Here is a 26,133-nt window from a genome sequence, read left to right as displayed (position 1 = left end):
GGATCAGACGAGATCCGACCAGCGGAGCTGCGTGTTCCTGGTTACGGCGCGGACCAGCCGGCGGCCCACGACGGCGTCGAATTCATAGCCGGCGATTTCTCCGTTGCCCGGACGACGAGCCCAGATATCGTCCTCGGTGAGCAGATGGTCCTGGGGCAGGTCCCGATCGGCCACGACCGATGACCGGGCGAAGCGGTAGACGGCTTCCTCGGGGACGCTGCGTGCCTTCACGTTGCGCACCGCGACGTGGATCTCGCGGGATCTGTCGACGATGTGGCGCAGTTCCGCCGGGTCCATCGAACAGGAGATGTCGGGCCCTTCCCGATAGCGGCTATCGGTGAAATGGCGTTCGATGATGCAGGCGCCGAGCGCGACGGAGGCGATGGCCATGTCGGGCCCGATGGAGTGATCGGAGAAGCCGACCACCGCGTCGGGAAATGCCGCGCGCAATTCCGATATGCCGCCCAGCGACACGATTTCGGGCGGCGAGGGATAGAGGTTCGTGCACTGGAGCAGCGCGAAGTCGACGCCATGGGAGCGCAATATCTCGACCGCGGGTCTGATCGTCTCGATGCTCTGCATGCCGGTGGAGAGGATCACCGGTTTTCCAAATCGCGCGATGTGCCGGATCAAGGGAAGATTGTCGGCCTCGCCGGATCCGATCTTGAACGCCGGTACGCCGATTTCGGCGAGGTGATTGGCCGCGGCGCGGGAGAAGGGGGTGCTGAGATAGATGAGCCCCAGAGATTCCGCATAGTCCTTGAGTTGCCTCTCCTCCTCGACGGAGAGGGCGCATCGCTCCATCACCTCCCATATCGAAACGTCGGCATTGGGCGGATAGATGTTCCGCGCCTCTTCCGTCATCTCGTCGGAGACGATGTGGAGCTGATGCTTGACGCATTCGGCGCCGGCCTTGGCGGCAGCCAGCACCATGCCGCGGGCGACGTCGAGATCGCCGCCGTGATTGATTCCGATTTCCGCAATGACCAGAGGCGGATGCTCCGGTCCGATGTCCCTGTCCCGGATTTTGAGAGATATGTTCGTCATTTCCGACATGTCCCAAGAATTACATCATAAATGAAGAATAATATTCAGGCAGAGACGGGTTATTATTATACGTATTTGAATATAAACGATAATATAAGCGGCAGACGGGGCGCGGTCTAGCATCGCCGCAGTCGGAATGTCCATAGGACGGACGGGGGGCCAAAGGGGGTGGCTTCGCAATGCGGTTAAGATAAGAGCGGCCAGCGCGAACAGGGGGATTCCGATCCGATGTGGAGCTTGCCGGCATCCTATCTGGCTTCATTGCGAGTCATTTTGCGCGGCCGGCAGGTCGCCTTCCTGACGGTGAACGTGGTCGCCAACATGATCACCCTCGTCCGCAGCTATGTGACGATGCAGGCGCTGGACCACCGCAGCCTCGGAATCATCACGGTCATGCAGACCCTTACCATGCTGGTGAGCCTGGCCCATCTGGGACTGCTCAACGGAGGATATAGGCTGCTCTGCTCGGCGGACGACGCCCAAGCCCGGCGGATCAACGATACGGCTTATGGCTTCTTCATCGTGCTGACGATCGTCACCATGGCCGCGGGTGGCGTGGCAGGCAACGGTTTCGCCGAAATCGCGACATGGGTGGTCCTTATGGGCATAGGCGCGGGCCTGCTGATGCTGGTCCGCAACTGGATGAACAATCAGATGATCGCGGAGCAGCGGCTGGATTTGCTGAACCGTGTGACGATCTGGTCGGCGATCCTGTCCCTGCTTCCCCTGGTCGCGGTGCGATCGGCTCCGCTGGAGGCCTGCATCCTTTCCATTTCCATCCAGCCGGCGATCTTCATCCTCGTCGTTCTGACCAAGGCGCCTTCGCTGCGCCCGCGCCGGCTTTCGTTCGACGTCTCGCTGTTGCGGACCATCTTCGGGACGGGCTTCCTGATCTTCCTGTCGGGTATGATGCTTCAGCTCAGCGGGCAGATGGAGCGGTGGTATGTCACGCGCTATCTTGGGTTGGAGGCGCTCGGGCATCTCTATCTCGCCCTGCTTGCCGTCAACCTGTTCGCCGTGGTTCCCAACGCGCTGCAATGGCTCCATCTGCCTCGCATCATCCAGGGTTGGGACACGGGCGAGGGGGCGGTGATCACCGAACGGATGCGGCTCCTCTTCCTGTCCAATGCCGGATATTGTCTGGCGACGCTGATGGCGGTCCTCCTGCTCGTCCGGCCTGTGATCGAGCGCTGGCTTCCCGCATATACGGGCGATCTCCTTTACGTTTATCTGATCCTGCCGGGACTGATCCTCTATACGCTGTTCTCGGCGCCCGCGGTGATCTTCAGCGTGTTGATCCGCTACCGGCTCTACTATGCCGCCTTCGGTGCAGGGACGCTGGCGACGGGACTCGCCTTTGCCGCGACTCCGCTTTTCGGCGTTCGCCTGGGGCTGGTCGAAGTGATGGTGTTGAAAAGCGCCACCTATACGCTGACGGGGGCGATCCTGCTGGCCGGCTTCTGGGCGCTCTCCCGCAAATTTCCGGCCTTCCGGTTCGGCCTCGCTTCGTCCGCAGCGCGCGAAGAATAGCCTTCAGGGCAGCGATGCAGGCCGAGGGCCGGGCAGCGTTATGGCGCGGACGACGTTCCGCTCGCCGATCCCGATCAGGCAGGGGTTGTCTTGCCGCTCGTTCGCAGCGTCGTTTCCGGATAGGGCATGATCATCGTCCCGTCGGGGGCGGCGGTGAAGGTCGTCTGGGTCGGATAGGCGAACTCGATCCCTTCCTTCGCGAAGGTCTCCAGGATGGCGATGCAGATCTCGTGGCGGACGCTGTTGAAGACTTCGACATTCTCGTCGAGCACGTCGAACAGCAGCTCATAGTCGAGCGACGAGGGAGCGAAATTGACCATGCAGCAGTGGAGGAACACGGCCTTGTCCTGCGCGGTGACGATCGCCTTGACCATCTCCGGAATCCGGCGGCAGACGTCGGGGGGCGTCTGATAGACGACGCCGAGCATCAGGGTCGCCCGCCGCCGCAGCGTGTGCGCCAGATTGCGCAACTCCTTGTTGAGCAGGTTGGTGTTCGAGATCACCACCTCCTCGCCCGTGGTCGATCGCAGGCGGGTCGTCTTCAGCCCGATCGACTCGACCGTGCCGGCGGTCTGGTCCCACTTCACGGTGTCGCCGCGCCGGAACGGCTTGTCGAAGATGATCGCGAGGCTGGCGAACAGGTCGGCGAAGATGCCTTGCGCGGCCAGGCCGATGGCGATGCCGCCGATGCCGAGGCTCGCGACGAGGCCGGTGATGTTGACCCCGACATTGTCGAGGATCAGCAGGGTCGCGACGATGAAGCAGATCGCGGTGACGAGCAGGCGGATGATACCGATCGCGGAGCCGAGGGTGGAGGAGCCGCCAACCTCCTCGCCGGCCCGATGCTCGACGATGCCGATCACCAGTTCGCGGACCCACAGCGCGGCCTGCACCGCCGTCGCGACGGTGAAGAGGAAGCCGATCGTATTCGCGACGACCGCGGGTGGGTTCGCATAGCCGCTGACCAGCCGGGCGGCGAGCATGACGATGAAGAAGAGGTTGGTGCGCGCGATCGCCCGGCCGACGATGCGCGACCAGTGGCCGAGATGCTCGCGCCGGCACATCCGCGTGCCGAGCATGCGCAGACCGTAGAGCACGGCGATGATGGTCGCCCCGATCGCACAGGCGATGGCGATGCTCAGATAGTGGCTGGAGATCCAGTCCATCGTCTGCTGCGACAACAGCTGGAGGTCGTCGAGCGACTGGATGACCGGTTTGTTTTCGACAGCGATGGCAACGTTGCCCGTCTTCGACATTCGACCTTCCACTATTTACCGTTTACCGTGCCCCAACGAGGTTGGGTGCGTCGTCGTTCCCCCGCGGCGGACAGGGGAGAAGCGGGTTCGGGCTCGGGCTCGACCGGTTCCTCCTCGGGGACCTCCTCCGCCTCGATATCGCGCCTCCGCTTTCGGAAGGGGTTCCAGGCGCGCTTCTTGATATGCATCTGAACATAGCGGTCGAAGCCGATTTCGACGGCGATGATGTAGTAGATATAGGGCTGGAAGGCGATGCCGACGAACGAACAGCCCAGCATGTAGATCAGGTGGGAGTGCTGAAGCGCCGCGGCCAGGGGCGATACCCACGCATTGGCTCCTTCCACCTTCCGATAGGTTCGTCGGATGCTCTCCATGCGGAAGATGCCGACGAGGTGGACGATCAGGAACAGGATAAGCCCCGGATAGCCCTGTTCGCCGAGCATCTCGAAGTAGGAATTGTGAAAGGCACGCCCGGCATCGTAGCCGACGACGCGCACGACGGTTCCATCGGCGGTCTTGTAGCTCATGTCGATTTCGAGCTTGTTGCTCAGATATGCGTTGAAGCCGCCGCCGAACGGATGATCCTTGGCGTAGTCGATCGTCCATTTCCACACGGCGAGCCGGGTCGATGCCGACGCATCGCCCTTATAACCCTGGATCGTGTCCATCCGTTCGGTGTAGCTCTTCGGCAGGAATGGAATGCCGGCGACGACGATCGCTGCCATGATGCCGATATAGAGCATCCTCCGCTTGGCCGCGCGCAGTTCGAGGAGGGCGGCCAGCACGATGCAGAGCAGGCCGGTGCGGGTCTGGGTACCGATCGGGATCAGCAGGCAGGCAAAGGCGAGCGCATACCAGTAGAGGCGCGAGAAAAGCGTCGGCGGGACGATCGCCGAATATTTCACAACGTAGAGGATCAGCGGGAGCGAGCAGATCGCGAATGCCGAGATGGTGCTGCTCTCATACATGCCGCTATTGTTGGCGACCATCAGGTTGAGCGTGCCGTAGCCGCCGCCGCCCGCCAGCGTCTTCGCGCCGCCGACCACGGCGATCGACGATAGGGACAGCAGCATGAACAGCAGCACGGCCTCGATGCGGACGCGGGTGTAGAGCGTGGCCGGCATGAAGATCGAGAAGACCATAGCCTTCCAGACCCAGGACCATTTCTCGGCGGCAGCCTCCGGGAAATCGGCGGTCATGGTCGTATAGCCGCACAGCAGAAGCAGGACGACCAGGACGACCTGGCGGGGCGACGGCTTGCTCAAGGTCTTGTCGTCGTTGAGCGCCCAGCCGACGAAGGCGGCGACGAACACGATCAGCGAGACCGGTATCGAGCTCAACAGATAATAGGACAGGCGCTGCGGCGAGACGATGTCGACATAGATATAGGCGAGGACGAACAGAAAGGGCCGCCGGAAGCCCGCGAGCAGGAGACCGACGAGGAAACTGATGAGAAAAAGATCACGCACGGTTCGAGCCGGGCCTCGCTTCGCCCGTTTCCACGCCCGCGCGACGAACCGGCTGCTTCTTCGGCAGCACCGGCTTGAAATGGCGGCCCGACTGTATGGGTTCCGCATTCAGGTCGGGGTGCATCAGCACCCGCACCGCGACGAAGCCGAGCAGGAAATGGGCCAGCAGCAGCGAAAGCGTATCGATCATCGGCGGCGTCCCGATCCGTTTCGGGTTGACATGACGAGCCTCTTCATGCGCGTTCGCACGGCATGAAGATCCTCCATATTCTCGATCATAGCCTGCCGATCCATAGCGGCTATACATTTCGTACACGGGCGATCCTGAAGTCCCAGATCGCCATGGGGTGGCAGGTGATGGGCGTCACCGGCCCCCGCTACAACACGCCGCGGCCCGATCCCGACGAGGAGGAAGGGCTGGTCTTCCGCCGGACCCCGGCCATCGCACCCGCGCGCGCGCCGATCGGCGAATGGCGCGAGGTGAACGCGCTTGCCCGCCGGATTGCCGAGGTTGCGGCGGAATGGAAGCCCGACATCCTGCACGCCCATTCGCCGGCGCTGGTGGGGCTGGCCGGGCTTCGCGCCGCACGTCGCCTGAAGCTCCCCTTTCTCTATGAGATCCGCGCCTTCTGGGAGGACGCAGCGGTCGGCAACGGGACGGGGCGGGAAGGATCGCCGATGTACCGGCTGACCCGCATGCTCGAGACCCATGTCGTACGCCGCGCCGATGCGGTGGCGGTGATCTGCGAGGGGCTGCGCTCCGACCTCGTCGCGCGCGGTATCGCGGCCGACAAGATCATGGTCTCGCCCAATGGCGTCGACCTGGACCTGTTCGGCGATCCGCCCCCGGCCGATACCGCGCTCGCCGCCGAACTGGGGCTGGAGGGGGCCGACGTGATCGGCTTCATCGGTTCCTTCTACGACTATGAGGGGCTCGACGACCTGATCGCGGCGATGCCGCTGCTGGTCGAGCGGCGCCCGGCCGCGGCGCTTCTGCTGGTCGGCGGCGGGCCGATGGAGGAGGCGCTGCGGGCGCAGGTGGCGGCATCCCCCGCCGCCGCGCGCATCCGCTTCACCGGGCGGGTGCCGCACCAGCAGGTCGAGCGCTATTACAGCCTGATCGACATTCTGGCCTATCCGCGCAAGTCGATGCGGCTGACCGACCTCGTGACACCGCTCAAGCCCCTGGAGGCGATGGCGCAGCGCCGGCTGGTCGCCGCGTCGGATGTCGGCGGGCATCGCGAGCTGATCGAGGACGGCGTCACCGGCACGTTGTTCGCGCCCGACGATCCGGCCGCACTGGCCGCAGCGCTCGCCGATCTGCTCGACGACCGGAAAAAATGGGACGAACGGCGCGAGGTCGCCCGGACGTTCGTGGAACGCGAACGCAGCTGGGGCGTCAATGTCGCGCGCTACCGACCCGTCTACGAAAGATTGATCGGCGGCGCTTCGGGTTAAAACATTCTTGTCAGTAATGGCCGACAAGAGCTGGAAAGTAACGGAATCCCAATTTTGCCTTATTATGGGACGACAACAGAAACATTATGAGCGTTCCCATGGTCCAAACAAAAGCGCGTCGCCGGTCGAGCCTGGTCATGGGCGCGTTGCTCGCGCTGCTGCTTGGCGTCGCGGCGGCTTTTTTCGTGCTCGCCATGCCGATCCGCATGCTGGAGACGGTGACGACCTTCACCCGCTTGTCCACCCTGATGGTGCAGGCGGAGCCGCCGATCTCGCCCAATGACCGGACCCTGCTCTCGGTTCTGGCCGGCATCCTCATCACCGGCATCGGTTGGGTTCTGGTCGACTGGCTGGTGTTCGGCCGCGCGGGGATGAGCACGCTGATCCGCACCCGCGAGGACGATTATGAGGACGAGGACGAGGATCATTTCCGTCCGACCGATCCGCTCGATCTGGTGACCCCGATCGGCACCCAGGCCGCCGAATGGCCGATGCCGTCGTCGGGCGATGCCCGCAGGCCGCTGTCCGCGCGCACCGACATCGGCGATCCGCCCCCGGCGGCGCCCGCGCTGGACGACCGCGGCTCGCCGCTGGCCGGGATCAACCCGGTCCCGCCGCCGATCGGCGGCATCCTGCCCGGCACCGTTATCGGCGCGCCGCCGCCGCTGGTGCTGCCCACGGCTTCGTCGTCCCCGTCGACCCAGGGGCCGCAGGTCGAGCGAGAGGAAAGGCCGTCGCCGTCCTGGCCCCCGTCGTCCTGGCCGGCGCATGACGAGCCGTCCGCCCCGCTACCGGAGCTTGCCGCGTCCCAGCCGGCCGAACGCGAGCAGGCGGCCCATCCTTCTGCCGAAGTGGCATCGCCGGCTGGGTTGCCAAGCTGGATGCCGGCGCCGGGCATGCGCTCCGACGGACGAACGTCCGACCCGCTTCCCGCAGCCTTCTACGAAGATCCGGCGGTGCCCGATGTCGAGCCCGTGACGATCCCCGTACCGGCCGCGCCGCCGCCGGCCGCACGCGATCCGTTCGGTTCGCCGCCGCTGGCGGACGGGCCACCGCTCGCCGCGCAGCCTTTCGACCACGCGCCGTCCGTGCCGGAGGTCGTCCAGCAACCGGCGGAACCGCCTGTGACGGCGTCGGCCCCGCCGATCGCGCAGCATCCGGTCCCGCCGCCCGCGCCGCCGTCCCAGCCCGCGCCGCCGCCGCTGCCTCCGTTGCCGGAATCCGGCTTCGATCGCGTCCGGCTCGAGGAATTGCTGGCTCGTCTCGAAAAGGGTTTGCAGCAGCGCAGGGCAGCCGTCGCCGCGGCCCGGTCCCAAGCGCAGCCAATGCAGCCGCAGCCGCAGATCCAGCCCGAGCCCCAGCAAACGGCCCAGGCGCCGGTCGCCCCGATCCCGGAGCCGGCACCGGACTCCGCTCCGCTACAGCAAGCATCGCGCGCGCCGGCTTCGATGGACGTCGCGCCGGCACCGCCGCCGGTCGAAGCATCGGTGCTGCTACCGGTCGCGGCGAATGAGTCGTCGATCGCCGCAGCTTCGCCCTATGCCCTCGGCATCCAGCCGCCTCCGGCTCCCGCGCCGGCACCCGGCTCGATCCTGCCCGTGGCTCCGCCGCCGGCCGTTCCCGGCGGCCGCAACGACGACCTGCTCGACCAGCCGCTCCATGTGACGCTGGATCTGCTGCGGAGCATGGTCAAACGCTGACGGCGAGACCGTCGGCGATGGTCAGGGCTTCCAGCCGCACCATGGCTTCGTCGGCGCGGCGGTCGAGTGCGACCAGCCTGATGTCGGCGATCAGATGTCCGTTGATGGTGAAGTCGGGCGCCGCGATCCAGCCGGGCAGGGCGTCCAGCGCCCCGTCCACGTCCTCGCCGCGCAGCCGCAGGTCGAGGCGATGGCGGCCGCCGTCGAACAGCAGGCTGTGCCAATCCTCGCTTTCGCTATGATCGAGCAGCAACTCGGCAAAGGGCTTGCAGCTGTCGTGCAGGCGCCTGGCAATGGTCCTGACGGGATCGCTCATCGGCCGGTGGCCGCGCTTTGCCGCGCCCGGACGATATAGGCCTGGACCCGTCGGACCGTGCCGTCGCGCGGCTCGCGGCCGCGGCGCAGGGTCGCGACGAAGCCCGGATCGCCCATCACCTCCCGGCCGAAGCGCGAGGCGGTGGTTCCGCTCTCGCGGAGATAGCGTTCGATCATCGACAGCAAATACATCCCGAACTCCTCGCGACTCGATTGTTCCCTTTATGTTCTAATCTCCTTTCCTACTTGTCTAGGAAAAATCCTATCGGTATTGGAGGCGAATGGCCGATGATGTCCGCAGCGCCCTCGATGCCCTGATCCGCGAGCGGGGAGAGGATTACAGCGCGATCTCGCGCCTGCTCGGACGCAATGCGGCCTATGTCCAGCAATTCATCAAGCGGGGCACGCCGCGCCGGCTGGCCGAGGAGGATCGGCTGAAGCTGGCCGCCTATTTCCGGGTTCCCGAGGCGCGGCTGGGCGGGCGGGGCGACGGACCCGCCGGCGGTCCGCCCGCTCCATCGGCGTTGGTGACGGTGCCGCGGATCGCGATCGGCGCCTCCGCCGGGCCGGGCGGGATCGCCGAGATCGAGGAGCGTGGCCGTCCGATCGCGTTCGACGATGGGCTGCTGCGCGACATGGGCGCCGGCCGCCGCTCGGCGCTGTCGATCATCCGGGTCGCGGGCGAGTCGATGGAACCGACGCTGCATGACGGCGACGACATCCTGGTCGACCGCGACGCCAGGGAGATCCGGACGGGCGGCATCTATGTGCTGCGCCTCGACGATCTGCTGATGGTCAAGCGGCTGATCCGCGACGAGCGGGGGCTCGTCGTCCACAGCGACAATCCGGCCCATGCGGCGATCACGGGTTTCGATCCGGCGACCTTGCAGGTGATCGGCCGGGTGCTCTGGTGCGGCCGGAAGCTTTAGGCCATCGGCGGCGTCAGCCGCGGAACCGATCGTTGAGGTAGAGTGCGGTCGCGATCGCTATGCCGAGGGCGGTACCGATCAGCGTCCCCAGCGACGGCTGGCCATAATGGTTGCCGCCGATCGCGCCGGCGATGATCGAGAAGGCGAGGATGGCGCCGCCCGCGCGTGAGGCTTTGCTGCTGTTCTGGTCCATGGCGGTCCCATGCCACGGGCGGGCGCGGCGCGCCAGCACCCGTCCCGCCTGTCCCGGGACGGGACGGCGTGTGCCGCAACGGGATCTGGTCAACGGCCCGTTCACCAGCCATCCGCCTGGCGCGAGGATGTTTTCCCATTCCGGCATGGTGCTTGTATGGCTGTCGGCGACGCACGAAAAGGGGCCGGGCTTGGAAGAGATTTTCTACATCGCCGATCGCAACAGCGTCGACCGGGCCGAGGAGCTGGTCCGCCAGTTCGGGATGCAGGCGATCGACGAGGCCGCGGCGCGCAGCCGCCACTATCGCGAGCTCGGCAATGCGATTCGCTTCTGCGAATGGCGCCAGATCGAGCGCTTCCTGTCGGTCCTGGCCCTGGATATGGCGGTCGGCACGGTCCACTGACCCGTCATTCGCCCTTGGCGCCCCTCATATGACCGGTTCGTTGCACTAGACTATGGCGGGCGGGGCGGGGTGTCGCTAGGGTCGCACCATGCGTGTCGCCTGTACGCCGCTCCGCGCCCGATCGATCGTCATGGGTGCCATGTTATGCGTGTCGGCCGCGGCACAGGCGCAGCCAGCGTTTCCGCCGGCGGCGTCGGCGGATCCCGTCGACCTTCCCGAGCTTGATCCATCGACCGAAATGGCGCCGTTGCCGGACATGGAGGTCGACTGGCCGATGCCGGCCGACGCCGACGGCGGACCGCCGGCCGATACCGGGACCGCGCCGGCGGCGGCATCCGATTCGGCGTCCGGCGATGCGCAGGCCGACCGGCGCTACGGTGTCGATATCACCGGCCTTTCGGGACAGGACGGTGTTCCGCCCGAGACGGAGACCGCGATCCGAGCCCGCTTTCGCCAGCTGTCCGCGCTCGAGGAGGGCAAGGGCACCGGCAATACGGCCCAGATCGACCGGCGCGCCCGGCAGGACGAGGCGGTGCTCGGCCAGTTGCTTCGTGCCGCCGGCTATTATGACGCCCGCGTCATCACGCGCATCGCGGACGAGAAGACCGGCCGGCTGGGCGTCACCCTCGTCGTGCGGCCCGGCACCCTCTACACGCTGACCGCGATCGAGCTCGCCGGGATCGACGAGGCCGGCGACATCGCCGGGCAGCTGCGCAGCGCCTTCGGCCTCGACGTGGGCCAGCCGGCCGATTCGGATCGGATCGAGGCGGCGCTGCTGGCGCTCAGGGCCGAGCTGGGCCGCGAGGGTTTCGTCTTCGCCAAGGTCGGCGAACCCAAGCTCACCGTCGACCATGAGGAGCATGCGGTGCGGCTGGCCGCGGCGGTCGAACCGGGCGATGTCCAGCGGATCGGCAGGATAACGATCGACGGCGAGCGGCTGTTCAGTGCCAAGCATCTTGGCCGTATCGCGCGCTTCCGGACCGGCGACATCTACAATGCCGCGCGGATGGAGGATTTCCGCCGGGCGCTGATTCAGACCAGCTTGGTCTCGGCGGTGACGATCAAGCCGGTGGCGACCGCCGATCCCCATGTCGTCGACGTCTCGGTCAAGCTCGAGCCGGCGCCGCCGCGCACCATCGCCGGCGCGGTCGGCTACGGCACCGGCGAGGGCTATCGGCTGGAGGCCAGCTGGCAGCATCGCAACCTGATCCGGCCCGAGGGCGCGGTCACCTTCCGTGGCGTGCTCGGCACCCAGGAACAGTCGCTGGGCGGGACTCTGCGGCGCAACAACTACAAGGCGCGCGACCGCGTGCTGACCGGTCAGGTCATCCTCAGCCATCTCGACCAGAACGCCTATGAAGCGCGCAGCATAACGCTGGGCGCCGGTCTGGAGCGCCAGACCAACATCATCTGGCAGAAGAAGTGGACCTGGTCCTACGGCGTCGAGCTGGTCGCCTCGAAGGAAGACGATACCGTCAAGGCCACCGGCGCTCCGCGCAGCCGCCAATATCTGATCGGCGCGCTGCCATCGAGCCTGTCCTACGACGGGTCCGACGACCTGCTCAACCCGACCCGCGGCTACCGTCTGGCGGCGCGGGTATCGCCCGAGATATCCCTGCAGGGCAGCGCCTTCGGCTATGTCAAGGCGCAGGTCGACGGCAGTAGCTACCTGCCGATCGGCGGACGGACGGTGGTCGCCGGCCGGGTGCGCTTCGGATCGATCATCGGCGCGGCGGCCGAACGCATCGCGCCGACCCGGCGCTTCTATGCTGGTGGCGGCGGATCGGTGCGCGGCTATGGCTATCAGAAGATCGGCCCGGTCGACATCAACGGCGATCCCGCCGGCGGCCGCAGCCTTGCCGAATTCTCGATCGAGGCGCGCGTCCGCTTCGGCGATTTCGGCGTCGTGCCGTTCATCGACGGCGGCAATCTTTATTCGGCACGGCTGCCGACCTTCCGCAACCTGCGCTACGGCGCGGGCATCGGCGTCCGCTACTATACCAGCTTCGGTCCGATCCGCGTCGATGTCGGCACGCCGCTGAACCGGCGGACCGGGGATTCGCGGATCGCCGTATACGTCTCGCTCGGCCAGGCCTTCTGATGGCCGACGAGATCGCCATGGTCGAGCAAAGGGTGGAGGTCTGGCGGCGACGCCATCCGATCCTGCGCTTCGTCGCGATCGGCCTTCTCTCGCTGCTGCTGCTGCTGTCCGCCGCGATCTGGCTGCTCGACAGCGCGCCCGGTCACCGTCTGATCATCGACCGGATAGGGGCGCTGCAGCCGTCCTCGGGGCTTCGCATCCGCATCGGCCGGATCGACGGTTCGATCTGGAACCACGCCACGCTGCGCGACCTGCGCCTCTATGACACGCAAGGCCTGTTCCTCGAAGCGCCCGAGATCGAACTCGACTGGCGCCCCGCCGCCTGGATCGCGAACAAGCTGTGGATCAGGAGCGTGGAGACCGACCTGCTGATCCTCTACCGCAAGCCGAAGCTGAAGCCGTCGCCGAAGAAGGGGCCGCTGCTGCCGGGCTTCGACATCCACGTCGGACGATTGCGGGTGGCGAAGCTTCGCCTCGAGCCGCCCGTCGCGGGGCGGCGTCACATCGCGCGGATCGAGGCGACCGCCGACATCCATGACGGCCGGGTGCTGCTGAAGCTCGACGGGACGTCGAGCGCGCGCGACAAGCTGGCGCTCCAGCTCGATTCGCAGCCCGACCGCGACCGCTTCGACCTCGATGCGCGGCTGGTCGGGCCCGCCGACGGCGTGATCGCCGGGGCCACCGGGTGGAAGAAACCGGTCGACGGCGTGATTTCCGGCGCCGGGCGCTGGTCGGCGTGGAAGGGCCGGGCGACGATGGATGTCGGCGACATCCGGCTGGTCGACCTGCGGATCTCCGCCAATCGCGGCAAATATGCGCTCGAAGGACTTCTGGCGCCGAGCAGTTTCCTGTCGGGCAAGCTGCAGCGGCTGTCCGATCCGACGATCAGGGTCGACGGGTCGGCCACGCTCGCCGACCGGCAGCTCACCGGGACGCTTGCCGTCGCGACACCGGCGCTGGAGATCAGCGCGTCGGGCACGCTCGATCTTGCCGCCTCGGCCTTCGAAGACGTGATCGTCGACGCGCGGCTGCTCCGTCCCCCCGCGATGTTCCCGAACATGACCGGCCGCAACGTCAGGCTGCATGCGACCTTCGATGGACCCTTCGGCACCGCCGATTTCGCCTATGCGCTGACTGCCGATCACGTTGCCTTCGACGACACCGGCTTCGACGGCGTCCGCGCCGAGGGCAAGGGCAAGCTGTCCGATCCGCCCGTGAAGCTGCCGGTCCGCCTGTCGGCGCGGCGGGTGACGGGTGTCGGCGACGTCGCGGGCGGCATTCTCGGCAACCTCAAGGTCGACGGCGTGCTGCTGGTGACGGCGCGGAAGGTGACCGGTGACGGACTCAAGCTCAGCTCGGACAAGCTTGGCGGCAAGCTGTCGCTCAGCCTCGATCTGCGGACCGGCGTCTACGACGTGGCTCTGGCGGGGAAGCTGCTGCGCTATTTCATTCCGGGCATCGGGATCGTCGACGTCAATTCGGAGCTGAAGGTCGTGCCTGGCGCCGGCGGGCGGGGGACGATGGTGGCCGGGCGAGGCCGCGCCTGGGTACGCCGCTTCGACAATGCCTTCCTGCGCTCGCTGGCCGGCGGCCTGCCGTCGATCGACACCCGGCTGCGGCGCGGGCCCGACGGCGTCCTCCATTTCGAACGGCTGGTGCTGACCGGACCGGGCATCCGCCTGACCGGCAACGGTTTCCGCCGCCGCGACGGCACCTTCTTCTTCAAGGGCAGCGGCACCCAGGCGCAATATGGGCCGGTCCAGCTGACCCTCGACGGCAATATCAGCCGGCCGAAGATCGACATGGTCCTTGCCGGCCCGGTGCCGGCGCTGGGCCTGGTCAATGTCGGGGTGAAGCTAGACCCCACGCCGCAGGGCTTCGATTACAGCGCGACGGGCGGCTCCTATCTCGGTCCATGGGGCAGCAGCGGCGCGATCCTGCTGCCGGCGAACCAGCCGGCCATCATCCAGGTCGCCGATTTCGCGGTCAGCGGCGCCAAGGGTAGCGGCAGCCTGCGCTCCGACCCGGCCGGGTTCACGGGGCGGATCGACCTGGCCGGCGGCACCGTCACCGGCCCGATGCTCTTCTCGGTCGAGCGCGGCCTTCAGAAGATCGAGGGCCAGCTACGCGCCCGACGCGCCACGCTGGGCGCGCCGGTGCCGTTCACCGTCAGCCGGGGTCGGCTCGACGGGACCGTGCTGCTCGATCCGGCGGGGGTAAAGATCAACGCCACCGTCGCCCTGTTCGGCACGACGATGCGCGGCGTCACCCTGGGGCGCGGGCGGGCGACGATCGCCCTCGACGGCGGCAGCGGCACGATCAGCGCCAGCCTCGCGGGTTCGCGGGGACGCGGCTTCGATCTGACGACCGTCGCCCGCCTGACCCCCGACAGCATCGGCGTGACTGCCGAGGGCACGATCGACCGTCGCCCGATCAAGCTGGAGAATCCGGCGGTGCTCCGCCGCGATGGGGATGGTTGGCGGCTCGATCCGACCACGCTCAGCTTCGCCAGCGGCAAGGCGACCCTCGCCGGCCGCTTCGGCGGCGCCGCCAACGAGATCAAGGCCGGCGTCCAGGCGATGCCGCTGTCGGTGCTCGACATCTTCTATCCGGAACTCGGCCTGTCGGGCGTCGCGACCGGCGACGTCGACTATCGGCTCCAGCGCGGCGCGCGCATCCCCACGGGCCGCGCCAACCTGAAGATTCGGGGCCTGTCGCGGTCGGGCCTGGTGCTGACCTCGCGCCCCGCCGACGTCGCGCTGGCCGGCGTGCTGACCGAGTCCGTCGCCGCCGCGCGTGCGGTGGTGTCGAGCGGCGGCAAGGTGATCGGCCGGGGACAGGCGCGCATCACGAACCTGCCGGTGGGCGGGGCACTGCCCGAACGGCTGATGAGCGGCAATCTCTTCGCGCAGCTCCGCTATGGCGGTCCGGCCGACACGCTGTGGCGCCTGTTCGGGGTGGAGACGATCGACATATCGGGGCCGGTATCGATGGGCGCCGACATCAGCGGTACCGGTGCCCATCCGGTGATCCGGGGATCGCTGCGCTCGACCCAGGCGCGGCTGGAAAGCGCGGTGACCGGCACCGTGATCACCAACATCGCCGCGACGGGGCGCTTCGATGGATCGCGCCTGCTGATCGACAAATTGTCGGGCCAGACACGCGGCGGCGGCGCGGTGAGCGGCCGGGCGGCGTTCGACTTCGCCGCCGAGAGCGGGATCGGCATGGACGTCGCGCTCGACGCGCAGAATGCTCAGCTGATCAGCCGCGACGATATCGGCGCGGTGGTGACCGGGCCGATCAAGATCACCTCGAGCACCGATGGCGGTACGATCGCGGGCGATGTCCGGCTGGTGCGCGGGCGCTTCCAGCTTGGCCGCGCCGCCGCGGTCGCCACCATCCCGCAATTCGACACGGTCGAACTCAACCGCCCCGACGACGAGGACGATGTCCGTCGGCCGCCGTCGTGGAAGCTCGATATCGACGTCGATTCGCGCAACCAGCTGGCCGTCACCGGCCTCGGCCTCGACAGCGAGTGGCGGGGCAAGCTCCACCTCGGCGGCACGATCGAGAATCCGGCGATCAACGGGCGGGTCGATCTGGTGCGCGGCGGCTATGAGTTCGCCGGCCGCCGCTTCGACCTCGACCGCGGCGCGATCCGCTTCCTCGGCGAGACCCCGCCCGATCCGCTGCTCGATATCACCGCCAAGGCCAATCTCAACGGCGTCAGCGCGACGATCGCGGTCAGCGGCACCGGCCAGAAGCCCGAGATCCATTTCAGCAGCATTCCGGCGCTGCCCGAGGACGAACTGCTGTCGCGGCTGCTGTTCGGCACCTCGATCACCAACCTTTCGGCGCCCGAGGCGCTCCAGCTCGCGGCGGCGGTCGGTTCGCTGCGGGGCGGGGGCGGGGGGCTCAACCCGATCAACGCGGTGCGCCGTGCGGCCGGGCTCGATCGGTTGCGCATCCTGCCGGCCGATCCGACGATCGGCATCGGCACCTCGATCGCCGCCGGAAAATATATCGGCCGGCGCACCTATGTCGAGGTGATCAGCGACGGCCAGGGCTATTCGGCGACGAGGGTCGAATTCCAGATCACCCGCTGGCTGTCGCTGCTGTCGAGCATCTCGACGATCGGCCGGCAGAGCGCCAGCGTGAAGGTGTCGAAGGATTATTAGGACGGAAGCCGTTAAGCCTGAGAAAAACGGTCTTTAATCTGTGTCTGTCCGAAAGATGCCGAGGTGGCCTGCCTGCCGGAAGAACGATTTCTCATCCTCTATTGCCACTGTTGACTGCCCCGTCGGCAATTGCTGTCGAAAGAGAAGCCTGATCTGATGGATCGTCCGTCCGGTTATGTCCGCGCGGAACCAACAGGAGACGGTGAATGATCAGAGCATCTCGGCTACTCGTCGCGGCAGTTGCCTTGTCGGCAAGTGCTCCGTCCCTGGCGGAAGCCTATGTCGATTATACGCCGCAGAAGGGCTATTGGCAGATCAACGCGATCGAAGTCGATCCGAACCATGTCGACGACTATCTCACCGGGTTGCGGCGTTCGCAAGTTGGCGGTTTCGAGATTCTGAAGCGGCGCGGCGTTATCGACGATTACAAATTCATGGTGAGGACCGGCTACGTCAAGGGCTCGCCGAACGTGCTCATCATGACCCATTCCGCATCCACCGCCACTCTCGACGCCGACAAGACGCGGGACCAGGCGATCGAGAAAGAGATGTTGGCGCAGTTCAGCGAGGCCGAGGGTGACAAGGCGGTTGCGGGCTACGAAAAATATCGCACCTTTATCGATGACGGCATGTGGACCGACATGGTGATGGCGAAATGAGGCGTGGCGGAGGCAGGCAGGAGTCTCCGCCATCCCTACCATCCGGTTTTCTGGCACCAGCGGCCGATGGAAGCAGCTTTCAGGCCGGTGTCGTCGGCCGGCTGTTGTGTGCCTGGAACAGGCGGCCCCGCTCGGTCGCGAACACGATCGCCAGCGCGCAGCTCGATCCGAGCAGGAAGCCCAGGGTCAGCGGCAGGGTGGTGCCGCTGAACGACTGGCCGATGACCAGGCCGATCGCCGTTCCGATCACGCTGGAAATGAAGCCCTGGATCGAGGAGGCCGAGCCGGCGATCTCGCCCATCTGTTCCATGGCCATGGCGCCGAAATTGGAACCGGTCAGGCCGAACAGGAACATCGTCATCCCCTGGAAGAGCGCGAACAGCAGCAACGTCTCCTGGCCCGACAGCACCAGGACCAGCCGGACGAGGCACAGGGCGATCATGGCGACAAGCGCGCTGTGTGAGACGAGCCGGGTTCCGAGCCGCTCGACGATGCGCGAGTTGATCAGTGCGGCGAGCGCCATCATCCCCGCGATCGCGGCGAAGCACAGCGCGAACAACTCCGGTGCATGGAAGACGTGCGCGAAGATCTGCTGCGAGCTGTTGAGGAAGCCGACCAGCCCGCCATAGATCAGCGCCGATGCGGTGCCGTAGCCGATCGAGTAGCGGTTGCTCAGCGTCGCCCAGGTCGCGTCGGCGATCGAGCGGACGCTGATCGGGCGGCGGCGTTCGGGGGCCAGCGTCTCGGGCAGGCGTAGCCATGCCCACAGGCCGACGAACAGGCTGAAGGCGCCGAGCAGGTAGAATATCCAGTGCCACGGCGCGACCAGCAGGATCAGCTCGCCGAGGCTCGGGGCCAGGATCGGTACGGCGAGGAACACCATGAAGCAGAGCGACGTCACCCGCGCCATGCGTCGGCCGGCATAGCAGTCGCGGATGATCGAGATCGACAGGACGCGCGTCGAGGCGGCGGCGAAGCCCTGAAGGCCGCGTGCGACCAGCAGCAGGTCGAAGCTGCCGGCATGCGCGGCGATGAAACTCATCAGCGCGTACACGCCCATCGTCGCGAGCAGGACCGGGCGGCGCCCATAGCGGTCGGCCAGCGGGCCATAGACCAACTGTCCAACACCGAAGGCGCCGATATAGACCGCGACCACGAGCTGCTGATGGTTCTCCACCGACACGCCCAGTTCCGCACCGATCCGTCCGAGCGCCGGCAGCATGATATCGATGCCGAGCGCATTGACCGCCATCAGCGATGCCATCAGCCCGACGAACTCGCCGAAACGCAGGCCGTGGGAGGCGTTTTCCGCCTGGATGGGTTCGGGAGCGTTCATGAGGGTATCTGCGCGGGGGATAGGCGTGGGTCCATCGACTGGCAACCAAAAGAAAAGGGCCCCGGGGCGTTTGCCCCGGAGCCCTTTCTCGAAGCGCCTTTCGGCGGATCAGTTCGAGAAGTACATGTCGAACTCGACGGGGCTCGGGGTCATCTCCCAACGGGCGACTTCCGGCCACTTGAGCTCGAGATAGGCCTCGATCTGGTCTTCGGTGAACACGCCGCCCTTGGTGAGGAAGGCATGATCGGCCGCCAGCGAGTTGAGCGCCTCGCGGAGCGAACCGCAGACGGTCGGAACCTCGGCCAGCTCTTCCGGCGGAAGATCATAGAGGTTCTTGTCCATCGCCTCGCCGGGATGGATCTTGTTCTCGATGCCGTCGAGACCGGCCATCAGCAGCGCCGAATAGCAGAGATAGGGGTTCGCCATCGCGTCCGGGAAGCGGAACTCGACGCGCTTCGCCTTGGCGCCGGTGCCGTAGGGGATGCGGCACGAAGCCGAGCGGTTGCGCGCCGAATAGGCGAGCAGCACCGGGGCCTCGTAACCCGGCACCAGACGCTTGTAGCTGTTGGTGGTCGGGTTGGTGAAGGCATTCAGCGCCTTGGCATGCTTGATCACGCCGCCGATGAAGTACAGGCAGGTGTCCGACAGGCCGGCATAGCCGTTGCCCGCGAACAGGGGCTGGCCCTTGTCCCAGATCGACATGTGGGTGTGCATGCCCGAGCCGTTGTCTTCCTTGATCGGCTTCGGCATGAAGGTGACGGTCTTGCCATAGGCCTGCGCCACCTGCCAGCAGACATATTTGTAGATCTGCATGCGGTCGGCGGTGGTGACCAGCGTGCCGAAGGTCAGGCCCAGCTCATGCTGCGCCGCGGCGACCTCATGGTGATGCTTGTCGCAGGGCAGGCCCATTTCGAGCATGGTCGAGACCATCTCGGCGCGGATGTCGACCGCGGAGTCGACCGGGGCGACCGGGAAATAGCCGCCCTTGGCGCGCGGACGATGGCCCAGGTTGCCGCCTTCCAGCGCCTTGCCGCTGTTGGTCGGCAGCTCGATGTCGTCGAGCTTGTAATAGCTGCTGTTATAGGTGTTCTCGAACTGCACGTCGTCGAACATGAAGAACTCGGCCTCGGGGCCGACATAGACCGTGTCGCCGATACCGATCGACTTCACATAGGCCTCGGCGCGCTTCGCGGTGGAGCGCGGGTCGCGGGCGTAGAGCTCGCCGGTCGACGGCTCGACGATGTCGCAGACGAGGATCAGCATCGGGGTGGCCGAGAAGGGATCGATCCAGACCGCGTCCAGGTCCGGCTTCAGGATCATGTCCGACTCGTTGATGGCCTTCCAGCCCTCGATCGACGAACCGTCGAACATGAAGCCGTCGGTCAGCTCGTCGTCGCCGACGACGCCTGCGACCATCGTCAGATGCTGCCACTTGCCCTTCGGATCGGTGAAACGAAGATCGACCCACTCGATCTCCTTGTCCTTGATCATCTTAAGAACGTCAGCGGGCTTGTTCGCCATGTGCCTTGCCTTCCCCGTGAGAATATCGATTGAAAGTTTCGGGCGTTCGTTGCGCCCAGCTTTGACGACTCCGCGCGATCAGATCGCGTCCGCGTCCCTCTCTCCAGTCCGGATGCGGACCGCACCCTCGACCGGCAGGATGAAGATCTTGCCGTCGCCGATGCGACCCGTTTGCGCCGCGGAAGCGATCGCCTCGACCACCCGGTCGGCGAGGCTGTCGTCGACGACGACCTCGAGCTTAACCTTCGGCAGGAAGTCGACCACATACTCCGCGCCGCGGTAGAGCTCGGTATGTCCCTTCTGGCGACCGAAACCCTTGGCCTCGGTCACAGTGATTCCGGAAACGCCCACCTCGTGGAGGGCTTCCTTGACCTCATCGAGCTTGAACGGCTTGATGATAGCTTCGATTTTCTTCACCTGTGCCCTCCCCGGCCAGTGCGCTTTGCGGCTCTTCAATAAGCGCGCGATCCCGCGAGTCGCAAGAAGGCTGGGCCGGAACGGGACGATATTCTGCCGCATTGCCGCAAAAGACGGCATCTATCAACGACATGCCTGGAAAATGGGCAGATTGTGCCCATGGATTGATCTTGAGGTCGCCGCCCCGGCGATCAGAGATAGGGCGGCTGGTGCAGTCCCGTCGGGCTGGCGGTGAAGATCTCGCAGCCCTCCTCGGTGATGCCGATCGAATGTTCGAACTGGGCCGAGAGAGACCGGTCGCGCGTCACCGCGGTCCAGCCGTCGTCGAGCAGCTTCACGTCGGCCCGGCCGATGTTGATCATTGGCTCGATGGTGAAGAACATGCCCGGGCGCAGCTCTGGACCGGAGCCGGGACGGCCGACATGGACCACCTCGGGCGCGTCGTGGAACACCCGGCCAAGGCCGTGGCCGCAGAAGTCGCGGACCACGCCGTAGCGGTGCTTCTCGGCATGGCGCTGGATGGCATGGCCGATATCGCCGAGATGGTTGCCGGGCTTCGCCTGCTCGATGCCCAGCATCAGGCATTCGTAGGTGACGTCCACCAGGCGCCTCGCCTTGATGCCGACATCGCCGACCAGGTACATGCGGCTGCTGTCGCCGTGCCAGCCGTCGAGCAGCGGGGTGACGTCGATATTCACGATGTCGCCGTCCCTGAGCGTCCGATCGCCGGGAATGCCGTGGCAGACGACATGGTTGATGCTGATGCAGCAGCTATGGGTGTAGCCGCGATAGTTCATCGTCGCCGGCACGGCGCCGGCGGACACGGTCATGTCGTGGACGATGCGGTCCAGTTCCTGCGTCTCGACGCCCGGCACGACATGCGGCACCAGCGCGTCGAGGATCTCGGCCGCCAGCCGGCCGGCGGCGCGCATGCCGGCGAATCCCGATGGCCCATGGAGCTTGATCGCCCCCGTGCGCGGGTGGGCGGCGGCGGCTTCGTCGGCTGTGATATAGGTGGTCATCGCGTCGATATAGGCGATCGCGGCGCTTTTTGCGAGCGCGACGGGGCATTCCGTGGAAATCCGAAGACGGATCGGTGGAGGAAGCTTTCCCCTCCGGCAAAGCCGATATATGGAGCCGCCATGATCGGCCCGGCAACAGAAGAGCGAATCTGGACGGCTGCCCTCCTCGTCATCGGCGACGAGATCCTGTCCGGGCGGACGCAGGACAAGAATGTCGCGCAGGTCGCGACCTGGCTCAACATCCAGGGGATTCGCCTCGCCGAGGTGCGTGTCGTCGCCGACGACATGTCGGCGATCGGCGAGGCGGTGCTCCAGCTCAAGGCGCGCAACGACTATCTGTTCACCACCGGCGGCATCGGCCCGACTCATGACGACATCACCGTCGATGCGATCGCGCAGGCGCTCGGCGTCCCGGTGGTCGTCCACCCCAAGGCGCGCGCCGCGCTGGACGGCTATTATGCGACGCGGGGCGGCCTGACCGAGGCCCGCCTGCGGATGGCACGCGTGCCCGACGGCGCCGAGCTGATCGAGAACGCCATGTCGGGGGCGCCGGGCATCCGCATCGGCAACATCTTCATCCTCGCCGGCGTGCCGCACATCGCCGGGCTGATGCTCGAGGCGCTGTCCAATAGGCTGGAGGGCGGCCGGCCGATGCTGTCGCGGACGATCGGCTGCTGGGTACCCGAAAGCGAGATCGCGGACCTCCTGCGCGAAACCGAGCGCGCCCATGCCGGGTCGCAGATCGGCAGCTACCCCTTCTTCCGCGAGGGCAAGGCAGGCTCCAATTTCGTCGTCCGCTCGACCGACGCCGAGACCGTCGACCGCTGCATCGCGTCGATCGGCGATGGTCTCGCCCAGCTGGGATATGTCCCGGTCGTCGACGGGATCTGACCGGCCACCCGGTGCATTCGAGCCGTCTGCTCGTCCAGCACTCTTCCGTCATTCGAGCGAAAACGGGACCTTTGCGTAACGGCCCGTGTCCGCCCTCTCCGGGATGAAGGCCTGGGATGAGCCCGGGCTGCTTCTCCCGCTGGCCTATCTCCATCAAGCGTGGCAGAACAATCCCATATAACATTCGTCATGAACGAAAATGGGAGAGTCCTATGCCGCAGCTTCTGCCGACCTCGCTGGTCGGCTCCTACGCGCAGCCCGACTGGCTGATCGACCGCGCCCGGCTCAAGGACCGCTTCCCGCCGCGGGTGCGCGCGCAGGAATTGTGGCGGCCCGCACCCGAATATCTGGAGGAGGCGCAGGACGACGCGACGATCTGGGCGATCCACGAGCAGGAGCGCGCCGGGCTCGACATCATCACCGACGGCGAGATGCGCCGCGAAAGCTATTCGAACCGCTTCGCGACCGCGCTCGACGGGGTCGACATGGACAATCACGGCACCGCGCTCGATCGCTCGGGCCATCCCAACCCGGTGCCGCGCGTCACCGGGCCGATCCGCCGGCGGCACGCGGTGCAGGTTCGTGACGTCGAATTCCTGCGCCGCCACACCGACCGGCCGATCAAGATCACGGTGCCGGGCCCGTTCACGATGAGCCAGCAGGCGCAGGACGATCATTATGGCGATCCGGAAGCGCTCGCCATGGCCTATGCGGCGGCGGTGAATGCCGAGGTGCGGGACATGTTCTCGGCCGGCGCCGACTATGTCCAACTCGACGAGCCCTATATGCAGGCCCGGCCCGATGCCGCGCGGCTGTTCGGGCGGCAGGCGCTGGAACGCGCGCTCGAGGGCGTCACCGGCAATACCGCGCTCCACATCTGCTTCGGCTATGCCGCGATCATTCATGCGCGGCCGAGCGGCTACGACTATCTGCCCGAACTGTCCGACTGCTCGGTCCATGCCATCTCGATCGAGACGGCGCAGCAGAATCTCGACACCTCGATCCTGCGCAAGCTGCCCGGCAAGACGATCATCCTCGGCGTGCTCGACCTGTCGACCGACATGCCGGAATCGCCGGAGGTCGTCGCCGCGCGCATCCGCAAAGGTCTGGAGCATGTCGATCCCGAGCGGATCGTGGTGGCGCCCGATTGCGGTCTCAAATATCTGCCGCGCGACCTGGCCTTCGCCAAGATGAAGGCGATGGTGGAGGGCGCCGCGATCGTCCGGGCCGAACTGGAGGCGAAGGCGGTGCCGGCGTGAGCTGAGGCTCCTTCGCCGGGAAAAATCGACGCGGGCTAAGCGAGCCGCCGCTTGAGGAACCCGCCGATCGCCGCGCTGAACGCGTCGTTGCGGTCGCCGGCGACCATATGCCCCGCGCGGTCGACCGCGACGACCTCGGCATGTGGCGCCTGGCGGCGGAACGCGTCGACGGCCTGCGGGTCGACTACGTCGCTCTGCGCGCCGGAGATCAGCATCAGCGGCAGGCTGGCGGGCAGGGCGGCCAGCCGCGCGCTCAGCATGTCGGCCAGCGCCTCGGTCGGTGCGTCGCCGACCACCGCCGGATCCCAATGCCAGCGCAGCCGCCCGTCGCCGCCTTCGCGCAGCGAGCGCATCAGCCCCGAAGGGTTGTTCGACGGGGCGCGGTTCGGGTTGTAGGCGTGGACCGCCGCCGCTGCTTCCTCGACCGTCGCGAAGCCGTCGGGGTGGGCCTGCATGAAGGCGCGAACGCGCGCGACGCCTTCGGGCGCAAAGCGCGGCACGATGTCGACCAGCACCAGCGCGCGCACCATCTCGGGCGCGTCGGCGGCGGCGAACAGGGCGCTGATCCCGCCCATCGACGCGCCGACCAGCGCCGCCGGCCGTCCGACCGCGCGCAGGACGGCGACGAGGTCGCGGCCATGGGCGGGAAGCGAATAATCCTTGTCCCCCGCCCAGTCGCTGTCGCCATGGCCGCGCGCATCGTAGCTGCCGACGTCGAAGCCGGCACCGAGCAGATGGTTCGCGGTGCCGTTCCACGCGTGGCGGGTCTGCCCGCCGCCGTGGAGCAACAGGACGAACGGCGCCTCCCCGTCGCCGCGCAGGTCGCCGACGATCGCCATGCCTTCCGCGTTGGTCGCGCGGATCGGCCGGGCGGTCATGCCGGCGGACCCTTGCGCGCGGCGAAGGCGGCGAAGGCCGCCGCCGCCTCGGGGGTCTTGAGCTGCGCGACGAACGCCTTCTGGTCGGCGTCGAGCGCCGCCGCGATCGCCTCGGCGTCGCGCATCAGCCGCTTGGTGGCGATCAGCGCCGACAGCGGCTTGGCCGCCAGCGCGCGCGCGGCCGTCTCCGCCGCCGGGCCGACCTGATCGGCGGGCAGGGCGCGGTTGGCGATGCCGAGCGTCGCCGCCTCGCCGCCGCCGAGCTTCTCGCCCAGCGCGAACAGCGCGAAGGCGCGGACATGGCCGATCCGCGCCGGGATGGTCAGCGCCGAAGCCGCTTCGGGAACGAGGCCCAGGTCGATGAACGGCGTCCGCATCTCGGCGTCCTCGGCGACATAGACGAGGTCGCAGTGGAGCAGCATCGTCACGCCGATCCCGATCGCCCGGCCGGTGACGGCGGCGACCAGCGGCTTGGGGAAGGTGCTGATCGCGTTCAGGAAGGGGCCCGTGTTGGAATCGAGGATGTCCTTCGTTCCCGACGCGGCATCGGCGAACATCGATATATCGTTGCCCGCGCAGAAATCGGCGCCCTCGCCGCGGAGCAGAACGGCGCCGATCGACGGGTCCTCCGCCGCTTGCGTCAGCGCCGTGACGATGGCGCCGTACATGGCGTCGGTGATCGCGTTCTTCTTCGCCGGCCGGTCGAGCGTGATCGTCAGCACGCGGTCGGCGGTCTCAACCCGGATGTCGCTCATGTCGGTCACCCCTGCGCCGGCTGGAGGCCGCGACCGAGCGACGATCCGCCGTCGCAGTCGAGGATCGCCCCGGTGATATATTTGGCGGAGTCGCTCGCAAGGTAGATGGCGAGGTCGGCGATATCCTGCTTGGTGCCATAGTCGCGCAGGGGGATGATCGCCTTCAGCGCAGCCTCGGATTCGGGGGTGGGGGTCAGCCGCGCCATGCCCTCGGTGTCGGCGATCGGCCCGGGCGCGATCGCGTTGACCCGGATGCCGTCGGGTCCCCATTCCATCGCCAGGACCTTCGTCAGCATGTTGATCCCGGCCTTGGCGGCGCAGGCGTGGCTCTGGAACAGGGTGGCGTTGACCGCCTGGCCTGCGGTGATCGAGATCAGCGAGGCGCCGGGCTTGCGCAGATATTCGTGGCTGGCGCGCAGGACGTGGAAGGTGCCGAGCAGGTCGATGTCGATCACCGTCTTGAAGGCGTTGGCCGACATGCCCAGCACCGGTGCCAGGAAATTGCCCGCCGCGCCCGACACGACGATGTCGATCGGTCCCCAGGCGGCATGGGTGTCGCGCAGCGTCTGCTCGACCGCGGCATAGTCGCGGACGTCGGCTGCCCAGCCCAGCGCCTCCGCACCCGCCGCCTTCAGCCCGGCGACCGCCGCCTCGACCTTTTCGATCTTGCGGCTGATGATCGCGATCCGGGCGCCCGCTACCGCCAGCCCATGGGCGACGCCCAGATTGATGCCGCTCGATCCCCCCGCGATGAAGGCGGTCTTGCCCTTGAGCAGGCCGGGTGTGAATGTGGTCATGATACGTCCTTCCTTTGAA

24 protein-coding genes are annotated in these 26,133 nt (G+C 66.9%); 10 read left to right on the top strand and 14 right to left on the bottom strand.

Going from position 1 to position 26,133, the window contains the following annotated elements:
• Positions 1 to 3 precede the first annotated feature (3 nt).
• Positions 4 to 1,047, bottom strand: a complete 1,044-nt coding sequence (locus tag ASE22_RS03270; RefSeq protein ID WP_056356272.1) for an N-acetylneuraminate synthase family protein — start codon at positions 1,045 to 1,047, stop codon at positions 4 to 6.
• 273 nt (positions 1,048 to 1,320) lie between these two features.
• On the opposite strand from ASE22_RS03270, the gene ASE22_RS03265 reads away from it, so the two are divergent.
• Complete coding sequence (locus ASE22_RS03265) at positions 1,321 to 2,577, top strand: lipopolysaccharide biosynthesis protein (RefSeq protein WP_056354877.1); 1,257 nt, start codon at positions 1,321 to 1,323, stop codon at positions 2,575 to 2,577.
• Positions 2,578 to 2,651: 74 nt separating this feature from the next.
• Here ASE22_RS03265 and ASE22_RS03260 read toward each other — a convergent pair whose 3' ends face one another.
• Genes ASE22_RS03260 through ASE22_RS03250 form a run of 3 tightly spaced genes read right to left on the bottom strand, consistent with a single transcriptional unit; the run spans position 2,652 to position 5,492 of the window.
• Positions 2,652 to 3,833: a mechanosensitive ion channel family protein gene (locus tag ASE22_RS03260; protein ID WP_321163661.1), complete on the bottom strand. Its 1,182-nt coding sequence runs from the start codon at positions 3,831 to 3,833 to the stop codon at positions 2,652 to 2,654.
• An 11-nt stretch (positions 3,834 to 3,844) separates the two neighbouring features.
• A complete protein-coding gene (locus ASE22_RS03255; protein WP_056354874.1) occupies positions 3,845 to 5,302 on the bottom strand; it encodes a putative O-glycosylation ligase, exosortase A system-associated in 1,458 nt (485 codons plus the stop codon).
• Positions 5,295 to 5,492, bottom strand: a complete 198-nt coding sequence (locus ASE22_RS03250) for a hypothetical protein (RefSeq protein WP_056354871.1) — start codon at positions 5,490 to 5,492, stop codon at positions 5,295 to 5,297. The genes ASE22_RS03255 and ASE22_RS03250 overlap by 8 nt, the downstream gene beginning before the upstream one ends.
• Before the next feature lie 62 nt (positions 5,493 to 5,554).
• Here ASE22_RS03250 and ASE22_RS03245 point away from each other — a divergent pair, with 62 nt between their 5' ends.
• Together ASE22_RS03245 and ASE22_RS03240 are read left to right on the top strand one after the other, a co-directional pair.
• Positions 5,555 to 6,760 carry a TIGR04063 family PEP-CTERM/XrtA system glycosyltransferase gene (locus ASE22_RS03245; RefSeq protein WP_056354868.1) on the top strand — a complete coding sequence of 402 codons (1,206 nt, stop codon included), beginning with the start codon at positions 5,555 to 5,557 and terminating at the stop codon, positions 6,758 to 6,760.
• A 137-nt stretch (positions 6,761 to 6,897) separates the two neighbouring features.
• On the top strand, positions 6,898 to 8,460 hold the full coding sequence (locus tag ASE22_RS03240; RefSeq protein WP_056354864.1) for a hypothetical protein: 1,563 nt from the start codon (positions 6,898 to 6,900) through the stop codon (positions 8,458 to 8,460).
• Here the strand turns inward: ASE22_RS03240 and ASE22_RS03235 are convergent.
• Together ASE22_RS03235 and ASE22_RS03230 are read right to left on the bottom strand one after the other, a co-directional pair.
• The gene (locus ASE22_RS03235; protein ID WP_056354862.1) at positions 8,450 to 8,776 is read right to left on the bottom strand and encodes a hypothetical protein; all 327 of its coding nucleotides are present in this window, start codon (positions 8,774 to 8,776) and stop codon (positions 8,450 to 8,452) included. The two genes, ASE22_RS03240 and ASE22_RS03235, sit on opposite strands and share 11 nt — an antisense overlap.
• The gene (locus tag ASE22_RS03230; protein ID WP_056354858.1) at positions 8,773 to 8,967 is read right to left on the bottom strand and encodes a hypothetical protein; all 195 of its coding nucleotides are present in this window, start codon (positions 8,965 to 8,967) and stop codon (positions 8,773 to 8,775) included. The genes ASE22_RS03235 and ASE22_RS03230 overlap by 4 nt, the downstream gene beginning before the upstream one ends.
• Before the next feature lie 89 nt (positions 8,968 to 9,056).
• Between ASE22_RS03230 and ASE22_RS03225 the strand changes: the two genes are divergently transcribed.
• The gene (locus ASE22_RS03225) at positions 9,057 to 9,704 is read left to right on the top strand and encodes a S24 family peptidase (RefSeq protein WP_056354857.1); all 648 of its coding nucleotides are present in this window, start codon (positions 9,057 to 9,059) and stop codon (positions 9,702 to 9,704) included.
• A 13-nt stretch (positions 9,705 to 9,717) separates the two neighbouring features.
• Here ASE22_RS03225 and ASE22_RS03220 read toward each other — a convergent pair whose 3' ends face one another.
• Positions 9,718 to 9,897, bottom strand: coding sequence for a hypothetical protein (locus tag ASE22_RS03220; RefSeq protein WP_056354854.1), 180 nt, complete (start codon positions 9,895 to 9,897; stop codon positions 9,718 to 9,720).
• Between the two features lie 127 nt (positions 9,898 to 10,024).
• Between ASE22_RS03220 and ASE22_RS03215 the strand changes: the two genes are divergently transcribed.
• The 4 genes from ASE22_RS03215 (at position 10,025) to ASE22_RS03200 (ending at position 17,238) form a co-directional block, all read left to right on the top strand.
• Positions 10,025 to 10,300, top strand: coding sequence for a hypothetical protein (locus ASE22_RS03215; protein ID WP_235538115.1), 276 nt, complete (start codon positions 10,025 to 10,027; stop codon positions 10,298 to 10,300).
• Positions 10,301 to 10,430: 130 nt separating this feature from the next.
• On the top strand, positions 10,431 to 12,401 hold the full coding sequence (locus tag ASE22_RS03210; protein ID WP_235538114.1) for an autotransporter assembly complex protein TamA: 1,971 nt from the start codon (positions 10,431 to 10,433) through the stop codon (positions 12,399 to 12,401).
• On the top strand, positions 12,401 to 16,579 hold the full coding sequence (locus tag ASE22_RS03205) for a translocation/assembly module TamB domain-containing protein (RefSeq protein ID WP_056354846.1): 4,179 nt from the start codon (positions 12,401 to 12,403) through the stop codon (positions 16,577 to 16,579). The genes ASE22_RS03210 and ASE22_RS03205 overlap by 1 nt, the downstream gene beginning before the upstream one ends.
• Before the next feature lie 206 nt (positions 16,580 to 16,785).
• Positions 16,786 to 17,238, top strand: a complete 453-nt coding sequence (locus ASE22_RS03200; protein WP_156397371.1) for a hypothetical protein — start codon at positions 16,786 to 16,788, stop codon at positions 17,236 to 17,238.
• Positions 17,239 to 17,317: 79 nt separating this feature from the next.
• On the opposite strand, the gene ASE22_RS03195 is transcribed toward ASE22_RS03200, so the two are convergent.
• From ASE22_RS03195 to map, 4 genes are all read right to left on the bottom strand, one after another.
• Complete coding sequence (locus ASE22_RS03195; protein ID WP_056354841.1) at positions 17,318 to 18,574, bottom strand: multidrug effflux MFS transporter; 1,257 nt, start codon at positions 18,572 to 18,574, stop codon at positions 17,318 to 17,320.
• Between the two features lie 108 nt (positions 18,575 to 18,682).
• A complete protein-coding gene (gene glnA, locus ASE22_RS03190; protein WP_056354838.1) occupies positions 18,683 to 20,095 on the bottom strand; it encodes a type I glutamate--ammonia ligase in 1,413 nt (470 codons plus the stop codon).
• 78 nt (positions 20,096 to 20,173) lie between these two features.
• Positions 20,174 to 20,512, bottom strand: coding sequence for a P-II family nitrogen regulator (locus tag ASE22_RS03185; RefSeq protein WP_012051005.1), 339 nt, complete (start codon positions 20,510 to 20,512; stop codon positions 20,174 to 20,176).
• Positions 20,513 to 20,703: 191 nt separating this feature from the next.
• Positions 20,704 to 21,534, bottom strand: coding sequence for a type I methionyl aminopeptidase (map, locus tag ASE22_RS03180; RefSeq protein WP_056354835.1), 831 nt, complete (start codon positions 21,532 to 21,534; stop codon positions 20,704 to 20,706).
• A 120-nt stretch (positions 21,535 to 21,654) separates the two neighbouring features.
• Between map and ASE22_RS03175 the strand changes: the two genes are divergently transcribed.
• Together ASE22_RS03175 and ASE22_RS03170 are read left to right on the top strand one after the other, a co-directional pair.
• Positions 21,655 to 22,425, top strand: a complete 771-nt coding sequence (locus ASE22_RS03175; protein WP_056354832.1) for a competence/damage-inducible protein A — start codon at positions 21,655 to 21,657, stop codon at positions 22,423 to 22,425.
• Between the two features lie 212 nt (positions 22,426 to 22,637).
• On the top strand, positions 22,638 to 23,684 hold the full coding sequence (locus tag ASE22_RS03170; RefSeq protein ID WP_056354830.1) for a uroporphyrinogen decarboxylase family protein: 1,047 nt from the start codon (positions 22,638 to 22,640) through the stop codon (positions 23,682 to 23,684).
• Positions 23,685 to 23,719: 35 nt separating this feature from the next.
• Here ASE22_RS03170 and ASE22_RS03165 read toward each other — a convergent pair whose 3' ends face one another.
• The 3 genes from ASE22_RS03165 to ASE22_RS03155 are packed head-to-tail and all read right to left on the bottom strand — an operon-like array spanning position 23,720 to position 26,114.
• Complete coding sequence (locus ASE22_RS03165) at positions 23,720 to 24,562, bottom strand: alpha/beta fold hydrolase (protein WP_056354827.1); 843 nt, start codon at positions 24,560 to 24,562, stop codon at positions 23,720 to 23,722.
• Complete coding sequence (locus tag ASE22_RS03160) at positions 24,559 to 25,317, bottom strand: enoyl-CoA hydratase-related protein (protein WP_056356269.1); 759 nt, start codon at positions 25,315 to 25,317, stop codon at positions 24,559 to 24,561. The genes ASE22_RS03165 and ASE22_RS03160 overlap by 4 nt, the downstream gene beginning before the upstream one ends.
• A gap of 5 nt (positions 25,318 to 25,322) precedes the next feature.
• Entirely contained in the window at positions 25,323 to 26,114 is a 792-nt protein-coding gene (locus tag ASE22_RS03155; protein WP_056354825.1) for an SDR family oxidoreductase, read from the bottom strand.
• Positions 26,115 to 26,133 lie beyond the last annotated feature (19 nt).

The organism is Sphingomonas sp. Root720 (assembly GCF_001428605.1).
In the GTDB taxonomy this organism is placed as follows: Bacteria; Pseudomonadota; Alphaproteobacteria; order Sphingomonadales; family Sphingomonadaceae; genus Rhizorhabdus.
Note: the sequence above shows the minus strand (reverse complement) of the source record. Positions and strands in the feature narration are given on the sequence as shown.